Raw genomic sequence first — 15926 nt, forward strand, 5'->3', positions numbered from 1 at the left:
CGCCAGGTCTTCAACTGCGAGCTCGTCACACCCAGTTCCCTGGCCACGCCGGTTTGTGTGGCGCCAGGCTTATAAAGCCGACCAACAGCTGCGGCTTTAAACTCGTCTGTGAACGTCCGCCTCGATTGTCCCATTCCATGTTCCTTTCTTGGACAGGGGTACTTTACCCCGGTGTCCGGGAACAGGAACGAAGTTCAGCCGTGGCACTGCTCTTGAACCGGCTGCGCGCCTCATGCGGCGAGCAGCATCGGCAATCTGGCCGGATTTCATGCAATCATTGCGGGGGTGAACCCGGCGCGCCCGGGTTCATTCGGTCAACGGAAAGACGGCAGTGCGTTTGACGGTGCTGTAGACAAAACTGGTGTCGATCGATGCGATGCCGCCGATCGGGTGAATGCGGTGGCGGATGAAATTCTCATAGGCTTCCAGATCAGGCACCAGAACGCGCAACTGGTAGTCCATTGCGCCGGTCAGAACGTGGCATTCCAGCACTTCCTCGATCATTTGCATCCGCCGTTCGAAATTCTGAACGTCGGTTTCGTTATGCCGTTCCAGCCGGATGCGGACAAAGACCGTGATCGCCAATCCGCAGGCAGCAGCATCCGCATCGGCGCTGTAGCCCCGGATAATCCCCTTGGCCTCCAGGTTCCGGACCCGCCGCAGGCAGGGCGACGGGGACAGGCTGACCGCGTCGGCAAGCTCCTGGTTTGTCATCCGCCCGTCCTGCTGCAGGGCGCGGATGATTTGTCTGTCCTTGGCGTCCATGCAGCCCCCTGTTGGCAGTATCTGCCAATTTGCCTGCGCATTGAAGCACAGTTCGCAATCACTTGCCACAACATCTGGCGTATTATGGCTGAAATCAGATTGAGGAGACAGCCATGACCCGCCCCAACGGCTTTGCCACCCGCGCCATTCACCACGCCTATGATCCGCAGGACCACGAGGGCGCGCTGACGCCGCCTTTGCACCTTACCTCGACCTTTGCGTTTGAGACCGCCGAGGCGGGCGGCGAGATGTTTGCGGGGGAGCGCGCGGGCCATATTTACAGCCGCATCTCAAACCCGACCTGCGATCTGCTGGAGCAGCGCATCGCCACGCTGGAGGGGGCGGAAGCAGGCCTGGCGCTGGCCAGCGGCATGGGGGCGGTGACCGCTGTGCTGTGGACGCTGCTGTCGCCGGGGGACGAGGTCATCGTCGACAAGACGCTTTACGGCTGCACCTTTGCCTTTATGCGCCACGGGCTGGCAAAATGGGGCGTCACCATCACCCATGTCGACATGAGCGATCTGGACAACCTGCGCCAGGCAGTCACCAGCAAGACCCGGGTGGTCTATTTCGAAACGCCGGCCAATCCCAACATGCGGCTGGTCGATATCGCCGCCGCGGCCGGGATCGCCCATGCTGCCGGCGCCCAGCTGGTGGTCGACAACACCTATTCCACCCCGTATCTGACCCGCCCGATTGAACTGGGCGCTGATATCGTGCTGCATTCCGCCACCAAATACCTTGGCGGTCATGGCGATGTGGTGGCCGGGCTGGTTGCAGGCCGCGCCGAGCAGATCTCCGAAATCCGGCTGGTCGGCATGAAAGACATGACCGGCGCGGTGATGGCGCCGTTCAATGCGATGCTGATCCTGCGCGGGCTGAAGACGCTGAACCTGCGGATGGACCGCCACTGCGCCTCGGCCGGGGTGGTTGCAGACTACCTGGCCGCCCATCCGGCTATCCGCACGGTGCATTTCCCAGGCCTCAAAAGCTTCCCTCAGCATGACGTGGCAGAACGCCAGATGGACCAGCCGGGCGCGATGATTGCGTTTGAGGTAGACGGCGGCCTGCCCGGCGGCATCGCCCTGATGAACGGTCTGCAGATGATCCAGCGCGCGGTGTCCCTGGGTGATGCGGAAACCCTGATCCAGCACCCCGCCTCGATGACCCATTCGACCTATACGCCGGAGGAGCGCGCCGAACATGGGATCAGCGACGGGCTGATCCGCCTGTCCGTCGGCCTGGAAGAGGTTGAGGACATTCTGGCTGATCTGGAGCAGGCCCTGCCCGCCCCGGTGCAGCACGCCGCCGAATAAGGAGACCGCCATGCGTCCGGCCCTGCCCCATCTGAAAACCATTGAACAGCGGCTGTTGTGGCTGTCGCATTGGATGATCCACAATGCCAATCACATCCGCCCCAATCCGGACGGGATCAAAGTGGGCGGGCATCAGGCCTCCTCGGCCTCGATGGTGTCGATCATGACGGCGCTGTATTTCTCGGCGCTGCGGCCCGAGGACCGGGTCGCCGTCAAACCCCATGCCGCGCCGGTGTTCCATGCGATGCAGTATCTGATGGGCAATCAGACCCGCGAAAAAATGGAAAACTTCCGCGGCTTTGGCGGGGTGCAAAGCTATCCCAGCCGCACCAAGGACATTGACGATGTGGATTTCTCCACCGGCTCGGTCGGGCTGGGTGTCGGCATCACCGCGCTGGCCTCGATTGTGCAGGATTTCATCGCCGCCAAGGACTGGGGCGCGGAGACCAGGCTGGGCCGCATGGTGGCGCTGGCAGGCGACGCGGAACTGGACGAGGGCAATATCTACGAGGTGCTGCAGGAGGGTTGGAAAAACGGTCTGCGCAACACCTGGTGGATCATCGACTACAACCGCCAGTCGTTGGACGGGATCGTCCGCGAGGGCTTGTTCGAGCGCATTGAAAAGGTCTTTGACGCCTTTGGCTGGGATGTTGTGAAGGTCAAATACGGGGCGCTGCAGCGTGCCGCGTTCGAGGAGCCGGGCGGGGACGCCCTGCGCGCCTGGATCGACGCCTGCCCGAACCAGGAATATTCGGCGCTGACCTATATGGGCGGCGCGGTCTGGCGGCGGCGGCTGCTGGATGATCTGGGCGATCAGGGCACGGTCACCGCGCTGATAGAGGGCCGCGATGATGCGGAACTGGCGGCGCTGATGGAAAACCTCGGCGGCAACTGCGTGGAAACCATGGCAGAGGCCTTTGCCGCCATTGATCACAACCGCCCGGTCTGCTTCCTGGCCTATACGGTCAAGGGCTGGGGCACGCCGATTGCCGGTCACAAGGATAACCATGGCGGACTGATGACCAAGGCGCAGATGGCGGACTGGCAGACCCATATGGGGGTGCCCGAAGGCCGGGAATGGGATCCTTTCGCCACCGTTGCGGATGTGCCTGCACTGCAGGCCTTTCTGGGCCAGGTGCCGTTTTTTGCCCAAGGCCCGCGCCGCTATTCCGAGGCACCGCTGACCGTGCCGCCCGTGACATTCGAGACATCGCGCGAAATCTCGACGCAGGCCGCCTTTGGCAAGATCCTTGATGATCTGGCGCGGGGCGGCAGCGCGCTGGCCTCGCGGATCATGACCACCTCGCCGGATGTGACCGGCACCACCGGGCTGGGGCCTTGGGTGAACCGGCGCAAACTGTTCGCCCGCGAGGCCCAGGCGGATGCCTTTATCGAACACCGCATTCCCTCGACCGCCAAGTGGAACTTTGCCCCCGAGGGCCAGCATTTGGAACTGGGCATCGCCGAGATGAACCTGTTCCTGCTGCTGGGGGCAGCGGGGCTGGCGCACAGCCTCTGGGGCAAGCGGGTGATCCCGGTCGGCACGGTCTATGACCCCTTTGTCTGCCGCGGTCTCGATGCGCTGAACTATGCCTGCTACCAGGATGCGCGCTTCATGATCGCAGGCACCCCTTCCGGCGTGACCCTGGCGCCCGAGGGCGGCGCCCATCAATCCATCAGCACCCCGCTGATCGGGATGAGCCAGGACGGGCTTGCCGCCTTTGAGCCCGCCTTTGCCGATGAACTGGCGGTGATCATGGAATGGGCTTTCGGCTATTTGCAGCGGGCGGGTGAGGGCGACCCGGATGAACGCACATGGCTCCGGGATGAGACCGGCGGGTCGGTCTACCTGCGGCTCAGCACAAAACCGCTGGAGCAGCCCGGCAAACGCGCCGATGATGATTTCCGCCAAGGCGCCATCGACGGTGCCTACTGGCTGCGCAAGCCCGGACCCAATTGTTCGGTTGTGATCGCCTATCAGGGCGCGGTCGCGGATGAGGCGATTGCCGCCGCCGGCCTGATCGGCGAAGTGCGGCGGGATGCCGGCGTGCTGGCCGTCACCTCGGCGGACCGTCTGAACGCAGGCTGGACCGCCGCCCAGCGGGAGCGCGCCCGCGGCAATCCGGCTGCCCTCTCGCATATCGAACAGCTGCTGCGGGATCTGCCTGCGCATTGCACCCTGGTCACCGTGATCGACGGCCATCCGGCCACCCTCGCCTGGCTTGGCGCGGTGGCAGGGCACAGGACAGTGCCGCACGGGGTGGAGCATTTTGGCCAGACCGGGACAATCGGGGATCTCTCCCGCCATTTCCGGATCGACCGGCAGGCAATCGTCAATTCCATTGACGGTCTTACAGCGGGCCGCAAGGCGGCGCTGATGCCGGTCAATCCCGGCTGACACGGGTCAAACGGCCCGCCGCGGCGCCTGCCTCCGCCCTTAACGGTGGTATTGCGCAAACGGCAGGCCGCCGATCCGGGTCAGGGCCACCGGTGTCTGATACAGCGCCGTCAGGCTGGCGGCGCTGGCGGCCTCATCCACCGGGCCCTGAAAAGCGATCCGGCCGTCCTTCAGCGCCACCACGTGATCGGACCAGCTGATCGCATAGTTGAGGTCATGCACCACAATCACGATGCCTTTGCCGCGCTCTTCGGCCAGGCGGCGCAGCTGCGCCATCAGGTTGCGGGCGTGGTGCAGGTCCAGGTTGTTCAAAGGCTCGTCCAGCAGCAGCCAATCGGTGTCCTGGGCAAAGGCCATGGCGATAAAGGCCCGCTGGCGCTGGCCGCCTGACAGCTCATCCAGGAACCGCTGCTGCAGCGGGGCAAGGCCGAACAGTTCTGTTGCATCCCCGATTGCCGCGTGATCCGCTGCCGTCAGCCGCCCCTGGCTGTGGGGCCAGCGGCCGAAACCGATCAGATCCTTGACCCGGACCCGGCTGGCCACGGTCAGGTTCTGGGCCACAACCGCCATCTTACGCGCCAGCCGGCCGGGGGCGATCCGGGCCGCGTCCATACCGTCCAGGCTGATGCAGCCGCGGCTGGGGGTCAGCTGCTGCGCGATCAGGTTCAGCAGGGTCGATTTGCCTGCGCCATTGGGGCCGATCAGGGCGGTGACACGGCCTGCGGGGATCTCCGCATCAATCCCGTCCAGAATAGGCTTCGCGCCATGGCCATAGCTCAGGCCGGATACTGTAATCACCGGATTTTCCCCCTTGTCAGCAAATATATGAACAGCAGGCCGCCGCAGAACTCGATGACAACGGCCAGGGTGGATTGCAGCCTCAGAATGCGTTCGAACACGGTCTGGCCCGCAACCAGGATAAGCGCGGAAATCAGCGCCGCGGCCGGCAGCAGCAGCGCATGGCGGTGGGTCCGCATCAGGCTGTGCGCCAGGCTGGTCACCAACAGCCCCAGAAAGGCAACCGGCCCGGCCAGCGCCGTCGACACCGAGACCAGCGCGGCAATGATGCAGAGCACCTTCAGCTGCAGCCGGTCATGGCCCACACCCAGGCTGCGCGCCGTGTCCCGGCCAAGCGCAGCCACATCCAGCACCGCATGATTGCGCCAGAGCCACCAGAACGCCAGCAGCATCAGCCCCAGCGCCATAACCAGGGCCTCGCGGTCGATGCTGCCGAACTGTGCGAACATCCTGGTCTGCACGATCGAGAATTCGGACGGGTCCATCAGCCGCTGAAGAAAGGCGGTGATGGTCCGGAACATCAGGCCCAGCACCACGCCGGTCAGCACCATCAGCTGAATGTCGTGACGGGTCCGGCGCAGCACGCTGGTGAACAACAGCAGCGCCGCGCCCATCATCACCGCGGCGTCGAGCACAAACCCCGCCAGGGGCGGGATCCGGCTGCTGCCGGCAATTCCCAGCCCGGCAACCAGCCCGGTCTGCAGCAGCAGGAACAGCGCATCGAACCCCATGAAGGCGGGCGTCAGAATGCGGTTGCGGCTGATCGTCTGCAGCAGCACCGTTGCCACCCCCACGGCGGCCCCGACCGACAGCAGCCCCGCCAGCTTGACCATCCGCAGCTCCAGGATATAGGCCATCGGCCCGCGCAACCCCCAGAACAGGAACAGCGCCGCCGCTGCCGCCAGCACACAGCCAAGGCCCAGGATCCGCCGGTCAGCCATGCGCCCGCCGCCCCAGCAGCATGTACAGGAACACCGCGGCACCAAAGAGACCGAAAACAGTCCCGGCGGGGATCTCGTAAGGGTAGCGGAGCAGCCGCCCCAGAATATCGCAGAGCAGCAGCAGCCCGGCCCCGGTTGCCGCGACCGCCGGCAGGCTGGCCCGCAGATTGTCGCCCATGATGCGTGAGACCAGATTGGGCACCACCAGCCCGACGAAGGGCAGCATGCCAACGGTCACGATCACCAGAGCCGACACCAGCGAAACGGTGACAATGCCGAACCCCAGCACCTGCCCGTAGCGCAGCCCCAGGTTCAGGCTGACAGCCCGCCCCAGACCCGCAATGGTGAATTGATCGGCGGCGAAATAAGACAGCAGCGCCAGCCCCCCGGCCAGCCAAAGCAGCTCGTAGCGCCCTGCCAGAATGCCGGAGAACTCGCCGCTCATCCAGATGCCAAGGTATTGCAGCAGATCGGTCTGAATGGCGATGAAACTTGCACAGGCCATCAGCACCCCGCCGTAAACCAGCCCGGCCAGCGGGATCAGCAGCGGCTGCTCCGGCGGAATGCGGCGGGACAGCAGGATGAACAGCACCGTGCCCGCCAGGGCCGACGCCGAGGCCGCCAGCATCTTGCCGAACAGGGGCATCGCGGGGGTCAGCAGCGTCACCGCAAGCAATCCCAGCATGGCGGCTTCATTGGTGCCGGTGGTGCCGGGTTCGACGAATTTGTTGCGCACCAGCAACTGCATGATGACACCCGCCACCGCCATCGCAGCACCGGTCAGCAGCACCGCCACGGTGCGGGGAATGCGGCTGACCGCCAGCAGCTGCAGCGCTTGCGGATCGCTCAACAGGGCGCCGGGATGCAGCGGGCTGGCACCCACAAACAGGCTGATCCCGCCCAGCAGGCACAGCAGCAGAGCCATCAGAACCAGCGGACGGCGGCCCGCGGCACCGCGGCGGCCGCCGCTGTCCAGGGCGGCCGGATCAGCCACCTGCCGCAAACCCTGCCAGAATCTCCTCCAGCGTCGCGGTCATCGCCTGGATGCCGCCGCCGGCCACATAGATGTTGGCAGCATCCAGATAAACCACCTGCTGCCGGCGCCAGGCCGTGGTGCCCGCCACCAGCGCGTTATCAAGGGTGACCGCCGCCGCCTGATTGCCCTGGCCGATCGCCGCGGCCCGGTCGATGATGATCAGCCAGTCGGGGTCCGCCGCGGCAATGAACTCAAACGAGACCGCCTCGCCGTGGGTCTGCGCCTCGACGCTTGCAACCGCCTCCGGCAGGTCCAGCGCGGTGTGCAGCCAGCCGAACCGCGACCCGGCGCCGTAGACCGACACTTTGGGGCCGTTGGTCATCAGGATCATCGCCTTGCCGCGGCCCGCAACGGCGGCTCTGGCCCGCTCCAGCTTGGCGGTGAACGCCGCTTCCAGATCCGCCGCCCGTGCCTCCTGCCCGGTCAGGCGGCCATAGCTGCGCAGCCGTGCCAGCGATTGCCCAATGTGGTCTTCGCCCCAGATCGTCATGTCGATGGCAGGCGCGATCCCGGCCAGCGCCGCAACCCGGGCCGAGGACCGCCCGCCCGCAATGATCAGATCCGGGGCCAGCATGGCAATGGCCTCGTAATCCGGTTCGAACAGGGTGCCCACCGGCGCGGCCTTGTCCTGCAGATCCTGCAGGTGGCGGGCATAAAGCTGCGCCGGCACCCCGGCTATGGGCGCCTGCAGGGCGTCCAGCGTGTCCGCAGCAGCGGCATCCAGAACGACGATTTTCTGCGGCGGCCCAGGCAGCTCTACCGCGCCGCGCGCGGTGTCGATGGCAATGCCTTGCGCCTGTGCTGCGCCGCACAGGGCAACAGCAATTGATGCAGCCAGCTGCACGATCTTCCGATGGGCCATTTTCTATCCTGCTAAGATGGAAATTGGCTGGCGGGGCTGGCTTGCTCAAAATCGAGAGGGGCTTACCGGCCCGCGCGGCAAAAGTCCAGCCATGCCGCTGGATCCCCTGCCGCCACCCGCAGGCCGCGCAAAAATGCAACATCAGCATATTAACGGCAAATCTCCCCGGCAGGGGCTTGCAGCTGCGGCGATTGCTTCTTATCAGACCCCAGCCTTTGCAAGGCCAGCCAGGATTCAACCCAAGCTATCAGCTCTTAGAACACGGGTTTTATCATGGCACGAACTTCCAACATCCGCCTGTCAGGGCTGCTGTGCAGCACCGCTCTGACTCTCATCTCCGCCCCGGCAGCCTTTGCAGAAGACGACGGCGTGCTGTCGCTGGACCCGATCACCGTCAAACAGCGCGACCCCGCAGGCAACGCCGCCGACCGCGCCACATCGATCTATGTCGCCGACGCCGAGATCGAACGCGCCGCGATGGGCGACCTCAAGGACCTGTTTGCCGGCATAGCCTCGGTCTCTGTCGGCGGCGGCATTCCAATCGCGCAGAAAATCTTCGTCAACGGAGTCGACATGCTGAACCTCGCGGTGCAGGTGGATGGCGTGTCGCAGAACAACCGCACCTTCCACCACGTCAGCGCCAATGCCTTTGACCCCGGCCTGATGAAATCGGTCCGCGTCGATCCCGGCGTTGCCCCCGCCGATGCCGGCCCGCGCGCGCTGGCGGGCCGGGTGGTAATGGAAACCATCGACGCCGAAGACATCCTGGAAGACGGCGAAACCTCCGGCGGCCGCTCCCGCCTGTCCTATTCCAGCAACGGCGGTACCGCCCAGGGGTCGCTGACCCTGGCAGGCCGCAGCGGCGGCTTTGAAATCCTCGGCTACGCCAAGCGCGCAACCGGCGATAACTACAAAGACGGCGACGGCAACGAGGTCACGGGATCTGCCGCGAACCTCACCGCAGGCCTGTTGAAATTCGCCTATGAGGGCGAACAGGGCGACCGGATCGAACTGTCGCTGCAAGAGGCGCAGGACAATGAAATCCGCAATTTCCAGCCGAACTTCGGCTCCAGCCCCCGCGGTTTCGCTCCCTATTTCACCCGCCGCCGCATCGCCTCGCTGCGCTATGAAAGCGGCAATGAAACCGGCCTTTGGGACCCTTCGGCAACCTTTGGTTTCTCTGAAATCAATGTTGACCGCCCCTCCGATCCGTTCGGGGATTCCACATCCACCAGCTCGAACACCTACGCGCTGACGCTGCAGAACGATTTCCACCTGTCCGACAGCAACACGATCACGGCCGGCGTCGACTATCAGGTCCGCGAAAGCGCGGTGAACGCCACCTGGGTCAACGGGCTGACCGGGGAGGAAAGCAAGAACCTGGGCGTCTTCGCCCAGGCCCGGCTTGAACCCGCCAGCCGCCTCAGCGTTTCTGCCGGCCTCCGCTATGACTGGCAGGACTTCACAGGCCAGGACTTTGCCCAGACCGGCACGTCTTTTACCGCCTCCCCCTCCGGGGCAAGCGGCAACCTGTCGCTGGTCTATGACGTGACCGATGCCTTGTCCCTGCGGGCCGGGTATTCGAACGTCTTCGGCGGCATCGACCTCGAAGACAACTTTCTGTTTTATCAGGCCTGGGACTATTCCGCCCTGCAATCTTCACGCGCCGAAAACATCATCGTCGGCGCCGACTGGCAGCGCGGCAACTGGACCCTGGGCGGCGAGCTGTTCAAAACCGGTATCGACAACGTCCGCGGCGTCTCCGGGGCCGGTGCTGTCGCCGGCAGCGATTTCGAAAGCAAAGGCTTCAACCTGGCCGCAACCTATGGCTGGGACAGCGGCTTTGCCCGTTTCACCATGAACAACAGCGACGTCGAATTCAACGGCGCGCCGGCCGAAAGCTTCTTCCTGGTCGACTCGGGCACCCCGATCGGCAAGGTGCTGGCCTTCGAGGTGCAACAGGAAATCCCAACCATGAACCTGCTGGTCGGCGGCAGCGTCGAGGCGGCGCTATCGAACGACAACGGTGTCTATGAAACCTACACCCAAAAGCAGGAAAGCTATCAGGTTCTGAACCTCTTTGCCGAATACAGCCCGCCGTCGCTTGGCAACGTCACCATCCGGGCGGCCATCGACAACGTGTTCGACACCCAATACGCCGACCGGGCCACCTATGGCACCGAATACTCCGCCTCGACGATCAACACGATCAAGGAGCCGGGCCGCAATATCTCGGTTGTTGCCACACTTAAGTTCTAAGCAACTGCGGGGGCGCCTGCCGTGGCGCCTCTGCCTCGGATTCCCGTCATGCGCGGTCTTCTGCCGGGCAACGTAGATCCTTCATATTTTTAGCAAAACCCGCTTCCCAGCCTGTCGGAATCCGATTAAAAAAAGCGGTGTGAAACCAACCTCACAACAGGCGCCCTGCCTTTCGCCGGCGCCGCTCAGCAGCCAGCCTTCCCGCTAGTTCATGTCGAAACAGACCCGGTTGACCTGAATGCCCGGCCCCCGCCAGGCGTCAGCCCGCCGCGGCACGGCTACGGGAAAATCCTGGACCATGCGACCTGCCTTTCCTTCCATCACGTCCCTGCGGGGCTGCCCGCGATGAGTTTTCAGCAGCCCCTTCCGCCCGGCGCCTGCGGCCAGGCCGCATCCCAGACCGCATCCCAGGCCGCGTCCTTGCAGGCGCTGCTGAATGGTTTCCTGCGGGAAATCATGCCGGACAATGTCAGCCCCGGCCGCGCGGTGGAGATCCCGCTCAGCCACATCCCCGCCCGGCTGCGTGTGGCGGTCGCGTACCACTCCCGGACCGGGCCGCATCAATTCGGAGCGGCGCAGATCCGCTTCGCCGCCTCCCCCGCCTGGCAGGCGGCAGCGCCGGTGCAGGTGATCACCCTGATCGCGCAGGAATGCTTCTCGCGCCTGAACAGCCGCGATCCGGGCAAACTTCCGGAGTTCCTGCGCGGCATCTTCAACAGCAATGCCCAGATCGAAACCATCCTGCGCCGCAATGCCGGCCTGCCCGAGCCGGATGGTTTTCTGGCCGCCGAGCAGGCCCTCAGCTTTGGCCACTGGCTGCACCCCACCCCCAAAAGCCGCGACGGGCTGACCGGCTGGCAGCAGGCGGCATATGCCCCCGAATACGCAGGCCGGTTCCCGCTCACCTTCTTTGCGGCGGATAAAGCCATCGTCTCACAGGGCGCCGCCCAGGACGGAAAACGGGGCGCCGCTGCGGACTTGGTTGATCAGATCCCCGGCATCGCCGGGGCGTTCCAGTTGCAAGCCCATGAAATCCTGATCCCCGCGCACCCGCTGCAGGCCCAGGCACTGCGTCTGGATCCGGCAGTGCAGGCGCTTCTGACCGCCGGCAGATTGCGCGATCTGGGCGCGGCAGGCGGCGATTTTGCCGCCACCTCCTCGGTCCGTACGGTCTATGCGCCGGATTGCCCCTGGATGCTGAAATTCTCCATTCCCGTGCGGCTGACAAATTCCTTGCGCGTGACCCTGCGCAACGAGCTGGAGGTGGGCGTCTCAATGGCCCGGCTGCTGCACAGGCTCGGGTTCGCCGAGACCAGCCCGCGCTTTCAAATCATTGACGATCCGGCCTATCTGACCGTGGACCTGCCCGGCCGCCGCGAAAGCGGGTTCGAGGTGATCTTCCGACAGAACCCCTTTACCGGCGCGCAGGACAAAGGCGTCTATAATCTTGCCGCGCTGACCGCAGACCCCCTGCCCGGCCGCACCGCCCTGCTGACCGGTATCATCACCCGGCTGGCAGCCGCCCGCGGCGAACCCCGGGCCAAGACCGCCCGGATCTGGTTTGATGCCTATCTCGACTGCATGCTGGACCCGGTTCTGGCGCTCTACGACCGGCATGGCATCGCATTGGAGGCGCATCAGCAGAACAGCCTGCTGGATCTCGGCACCGGCCTGCCGTCGCGTGCCTATTACCGCGACAACCAGGGCTATTTCATCACCCGGGACGCCTATCCGCGGCTCAGCGCGCTGGAACCCTCGCTGGCGGGCCAGCCGGTGCTGGTCTTCTCTGAGAACCACATCAATGAACGGCTGGCCTATTACCTGATCGTCAATCAGCTGTTTGCGGTGATCCGCCGCCTGGGCTGCGACGGGGTGGCAGAGGAAGCCGCCCTGCTGCTGCAACTGCGCCGCCGCCTGACCGCAGCCGCCGGCCGCTTCACCGGCGCCGCCGCCGGGTTTGCCCGCTATCTGCTGACCGCCCCGGCCCTGGCCGCCAAGGCCAACCTGCTGACCCGCGTCCACAATATGGACGAGCTGGAGACCGACACCCAGGAAGGCCTGTTCCTGCAGATCAAGAACCCCATCGCCGCCTGCCTGCCGCAGCCCGCACAGGAGCATGCCGATGTCCTTGCATGAACACCGCTTTGCCGGCACTGCACCGCGCGTCCTGCGCCAGCTGTGCGAAGCCCTGCTCAGCGAAGGCCGGGCCGCATCGCTGCACAGCGGGCGCGGAGGGATGCTGCGCTGGTCGCTCAGGGGCACTCAGTTCCGCGCCCTTGGCCGCCGCGGCGCTTTTGACCGCTACCGCCTGCAGGACGCCAGTATCGAGGTTTATGACAGCACCGGATGGCGCCCCGCTGGTACCGGTGACGTGCTGGCAGCGGCGGCGGACCCCTCGCCCGCGATGGAAATCCTGCGCGCCGATCTGGCCCGCACCGAACAACTCAGCGATCTCAATGCACAGCAGATCCCGCCGATGACCGGACGCCGCAGGCTGACGGTTTCCGCTCTGGAAACCGCCCTGCACGAGGGCCACCCATACCACCCGTGTTTCAAAGCCCGCAGCGGGTTCTCGGACGCCGATCACCTGGCCTATGGGCCCGAAGCAGGCCGGACCTTCCGGCTGGCCGGGGTTCTGTTCCACCACAGTCTGGTGCAGCAGTCCCTGCCGGATAAAGACTTCTGGCCGCAGGAGCTGGGCCGCCGCGAATGGGACCGCATCACCGCGCTGGCAGACCTGCAGAACGCGCCGCTGCAGGATTTCCGCCTGCTGCCGCTGCACCCCTGGCAAGCCGCCAGGCTGCAGGACGAACCGCTGTTTCAGGACTGGCGCCGCACTGGCCGGGCGGTGCAGATCGGCCCGACCGGCGAACCCTGCCGCGCCACCCAGTCGGTGCGCACCCTGATGAATGCAGACACCCCGCAGCGCGCCCATGTCAAAACCGCGATGGCCATGCGCAACACCTCTGCGCTGCGCACCCTCGCGCCGGAGTCGGTCGCTGTGGCCCCGGCCATCTCCAAATGGCTGGCCGATGTGCTGGACAGCGATCCCCTGTTTATCAGCCGCTACCCGCTGACGATCCTGCCGGAATACGCCGCCATCACCGCCGGCCGCGGCACCGTTCTGGACGGGCATCTGGCCGCGATCTGGCGCCAAAGCCCGGAGTCCCTCGGCCTGCCCGCGGACAGCATGATGCCCTTCAACGGCCTTGCCCTGACCGAGCCTGACGGCAGCCCGCTGATCGCCCCGTGGATTGAAAAACACGGGCTGGAGGCCTGGGTCGATCAGCTCATCGAGGTTACCGTGCTGCCGGTCTGGCATCTGCTAATCGCCCATGGCATCGGGCTGGAGGCGCATGGCCAGAACCTGATCCTGCATCACGAAAACGGCTGGCCCGCCGGCCTGATTGCCCGCGATTTCCACGAAAGCCTTGAATACCTGCCAAAGCTGCTTTCGCGCCCGGATCTCTGCCCGGATCTAGCCCAAATCGACCCGGCCTATGCGGATGCGCCGCTGGACCAATTCCACCGGATGTCCAGCGCAGAGGAGCTGCGCTGGCTGGTGATGGACACGCTGTTCGTCTTCAACCTCGCCGACCTCTCGGACCTGCTGCAGCGCCGTTACGGCCTGGCCGAAACCGCATTCTGGCGCCGGGTCCGGGCACGCCTTGACCGGTATGCCGCCGAGCACGGGCTGGAGGCCCGCCAGGCTGCGCTGGCGCCCTTTGCGCCGCAGATCCACGCCGAAAGCCTCATCACCCGGAAAATCGATCCCGGCCGGCCGCTGTACCGCCATCTGATCGCCAATGCCCTGGCCCCTGCAAAGGACTGCTGACATGTTTGTGCTGAACGACACCCTTATCGACCCGGCTGATCCGGCCGCCCGGCTGGACAGCGTCCTGACCGGTCCCGCTGCGCACCGCTACGGGCTGCACATGCAGAACACCGGCGCCGCGCTCTCGGCGCTGCTGTACCTGCGGGCGCAAAACGCGGGCGTGTTCCCGATCCATGCCGGCATCCCGGCGGAGACCGCCCGCGAAATGGCCCGGGCCGCCGGCTGCGATCTGCTGCTGAGCGACGGGCTGAAGCAAACCGCCATACCGCAACCCGGCGGCATCGCGCGCGGCGGCGTTCTGGTGCAGATGAGCTCGGGCACAACCGGGGCCGCCAAGGTCATTACCCGCACTTGGGAGGAAATCGCGGCAGAGATCGAAAGCTACGCCGCCTTCTTTACCGCCAGCGCGGCGATGACGCCGGTGATCGCCTGCCCGGTCACCCATTCCTACGGGCTGATTGCAGGCGTCCTGGTGGCACTGCACCGCGGCCATCTGCCGGTGATCCTCGACAGCCTGAACCCGAAATACATCCTGCGCCGCCTGCGCGAGACGGATCAGCCGCTGCTCTATACCTCGCCCGCGATGCTGCACACCCTGGCCCGGCTGCTGCCCGCGGACCAGCGGCTCTACGCGGCCAACACTTCCGGCACCGTTCTGCCCGAGGCCTGGTTCCAGCTGATCCGCGCCCGCACCACCCATTTCTTCCAGCAGTACGGCTGCTCCGAGGCCGGCTGCGTTGCCATCAACCAGGATCTGCAAGACCCCTATGACGTCGGCCACCCGCTGCCGCACGTGACCCTGACCGCAGGCCGGAACGGCAGCCCGGATGCGGTGCGTATCACCGCCGCCGGGCGCGAAACCGACACCGGCGATCTTGGCCATCTGCGCGCGGACGGAATGCTGGTGTTCACCGCCCGCGCCGACGACATGATCAATGTCGCAGGCCTCAACGTCTATCCGCAGGACGTCGAGAAAACCGTCATGGCGCTGCCCGGCGTCTCCGATGCCATCGCCTTCCGCCTGCCCGACCCGCACTCCGGCGCCCGCGCCGGGCTGCTCTATGCCGGCAGCGCAGCCGAGGACGATGTGCGCCAGGCCTGCCGTGATACGCTGGCCGACTACCAGCAGCCGCGTCTCATCAAACATCTGCCCGCCCTGCCCCGCCAGGCCAACGGCAAGATCAGCCGCCGCGGGCTCGCGGCGCAATACGCCGCCCCCAAGGATCTGGAAAACGCATGACTTACGACAGTCTTCTCGAGGCCATCCGCCTGACCCTGCAAGGGCCGCTGGCAAATGCGCATATGGCGCGGTTCGGCCCCGCTGCCGTGCTGAACGACGATCTGCACATCGACTCGGTCATTCTGATCAACCTGGTGCTGCATCTGGAAACCGATCACGGCATCGAAATGCCCGAACGCGCATTGTCCAAGGACGATTTTGCCACCGTGGACGCCCTGATCCGGATGCTGATGGGCGGAACTCCGGCACCGGCGACGGAGGACGGCAACGCTCCCGCCGCTAGTGAAATCACCGTGCATTGCTTTGTCAGCTGCCTCTGCGCCGCCATCCGCCGGCACCGGGATCTGAACTTCCGGCCGTTCTACTTCGGCACCTGGGACAGCAGCTTTGCCGTCACCCCTTCGATGCAGCTTGCCTACCACAGCAAGGAGATCACCCAGGACCACTACGCCGGCTGGGTCGAACGGCTCTACAAT

The 15926-nt window shown here is 65.4% G+C and carries 13 protein-coding genes; 7 read left to right on the plus strand and 6 right to left on the minus strand.

Going from position 1 to position 15926, the window contains the following annotated elements; genetic code table 11:
* Both VOI29_RS13540 and VOI29_RS13545 read right to left on the minus strand, forming a co-directional pair.
* On the minus strand, positions 1-134 hold a 134-nt coding region (locus VOI29_RS13540), incomplete at its 3' end, for a transposase (protein ID WP_323779555.1).
* A 172-nt stretch (positions 135-306) separates the two neighbouring features.
* Positions 307-765: an Lrp/AsnC family transcriptional regulator gene (locus VOI29_RS13545; protein ID WP_323779537.1), complete on the minus strand. Its 459-nt coding sequence runs from the start codon at positions 763-765 to the stop codon at positions 307-309.
* 113 nt (positions 766-878) lie between these two features.
* Between VOI29_RS13545 and VOI29_RS13550 the strand changes: the two genes are divergently transcribed.
* Complete coding sequence (locus VOI29_RS13550; protein WP_323779539.1) at positions 879-2081, plus strand: methionine gamma-lyase; 1203 nt, start codon at positions 879-881, stop codon at positions 2079-2081.
* Between the two features lie 10 nt (positions 2082-2091).
* Positions 2092-4479 (plus strand): transketolase, encoded by a 2388-nt coding sequence (locus tag VOI29_RS13555; protein WP_323779540.1) that lies wholly within the window; start codon positions 2092-2094, stop codon positions 4477-4479.
* 39 nt (positions 4480-4518) lie between these two features.
* On the opposite strand, the gene VOI29_RS13560 is transcribed toward VOI29_RS13555, so the two are convergent.
* The 4 genes from VOI29_RS13560 to VOI29_RS13575 form a co-directional block, all read right to left on the minus strand.
* On the minus strand, positions 4519-5277 hold the full coding sequence (locus VOI29_RS13560) for an ABC transporter ATP-binding protein (protein WP_323779541.1): 759 nt from the start codon (positions 5275-5277) through the stop codon (positions 4519-4521).
* Positions 5274-6218, minus strand: coding sequence for an iron chelate uptake ABC transporter family permease subunit (locus VOI29_RS13565; RefSeq protein ID WP_323779542.1), 945 nt, complete (start codon positions 6216-6218; stop codon positions 5274-5276). The genes VOI29_RS13560 and VOI29_RS13565 overlap by 4 nt, the downstream gene beginning before the upstream one ends.
* Positions 6211-7143 (minus strand): ABC transporter permease, encoded by a 933-nt coding sequence (locus VOI29_RS13570; protein ID WP_323779557.1) that lies wholly within the window; start codon positions 7141-7143, stop codon positions 6211-6213. Before VOI29_RS13570 ends, VOI29_RS13565 begins: the two co-directional genes overlap by 8 nt.
* Before the next feature lie 61 nt (positions 7144-7204).
* Positions 7205-8116 (minus strand): siderophore ABC transporter substrate-binding protein, encoded by a 912-nt coding sequence (locus VOI29_RS13575; protein ID WP_323779543.1) that lies wholly within the window; start codon positions 8114-8116, stop codon positions 7205-7207.
* 273 nt (positions 8117-8389) lie between these two features.
* On the opposite strand from VOI29_RS13575, the gene VOI29_RS13580 reads away from it, so the two are divergent.
* From VOI29_RS13580 to VOI29_RS13600, 5 genes are all read left to right on the plus strand, one after another.
* Entirely contained in the window at positions 8390-10375 is a 1986-nt protein-coding gene (locus VOI29_RS13580) for a TonB-dependent receptor plug domain-containing protein (RefSeq protein ID WP_323779545.1), read from the plus strand.
* Positions 10376-10720: 345 nt separating this feature from the next.
* Entirely contained in the window at positions 10721-12511 is a 1791-nt protein-coding gene (locus VOI29_RS13585; RefSeq protein ID WP_323779547.1) for an IucA/IucC family protein, read from the plus strand.
* Entirely contained in the window at positions 12498-14210 is a 1713-nt protein-coding gene (locus VOI29_RS13590; protein ID WP_323779549.1) for an IucA/IucC family protein, read from the plus strand. Before VOI29_RS13585 ends, VOI29_RS13590 begins: the two co-directional genes overlap by 14 nt.
* A 1-nt stretch (position 14211) precedes the next feature.
* Positions 14212-15450 (plus strand): AMP-binding protein, encoded by a 1239-nt coding sequence (locus VOI29_RS13595; RefSeq protein ID WP_323779551.1) that lies wholly within the window; start codon positions 14212-14214, stop codon positions 15448-15450.
* On the plus strand, positions 15447-15926 hold a 480-nt coding region (locus VOI29_RS13600), incomplete at its 3' end, for a DUF6005 family protein (protein WP_323779553.1). The genes VOI29_RS13595 and VOI29_RS13600, both read left to right, overlap by 4 nt.

This window comes from Leisingera sp. (assembly GCF_034669605.1).
Classification (GTDB): domain Bacteria; phylum Pseudomonadota; class Alphaproteobacteria; order Rhodobacterales; family Rhodobacteraceae; genus Leisingera.

Bases quoted from the DNA above. Each gene is read 5' to 3' on its own strand.
- VOI29_RS13590 (WP_323779549.1), top strand. From the start codon at position 12,498: ATGTCCTTGCATGAACACCGCTTTGCCGGCACTGCACCGCGCGTCCTG.
- VOI29_RS13580 (WP_323779545.1), top strand. From the start codon at position 8,390: ATGGCACGAACTTCCAACATCCGCCTGTCAGGGCTGCTGTGCAGCACC.
- VOI29_RS13595 (WP_323779551.1), top strand. From the start codon at position 14,212: ATGTTTGTGCTGAACGACACCCTTATCGACCCGGCTGATCCGGCCGCC.
- VOI29_RS13570 (WP_323779557.1), bottom strand. From the start codon at position 7,143: ATGGCTCTGCTGCTGTGCCTGCTGGGCGGGATCAGCCTGTTTGTGGGT.
- VOI29_RS13545 (WP_323779537.1), bottom strand. From the start codon at position 765: ATGGACGCCAAGGACAGACAAATCATCCGCGCCCTGCAGCAGGACGGG.
- VOI29_RS13550 (WP_323779539.1), top strand. From the start codon at position 879: ATGACCCGCCCCAACGGCTTTGCCACCCGCGCCATTCACCACGCCTAT.
- VOI29_RS13565 (WP_323779542.1), bottom strand. From the start codon at position 6,218: ATGGCTGACCGGCGGATCCTGGGCCTTGGCTGTGTGCTGGCGGCAGCG.
- VOI29_RS13585 (WP_323779547.1), top strand. From the start codon at position 10,721: ATGAGTTTTCAGCAGCCCCTTCCGCCCGGCGCCTGCGGCCAGGCCGCA.
- VOI29_RS13575 (WP_323779543.1), bottom strand. From the start codon at position 8,116: ATGGCCCATCGGAAGATCGTGCAGCTGGCTGCATCAATTGCTGTTGCC.
- VOI29_RS13555 (WP_323779540.1), top strand. From the start codon at position 2,092: ATGCGTCCGGCCCTGCCCCATCTGAAAACCATTGAACAGCGGCTGTTG.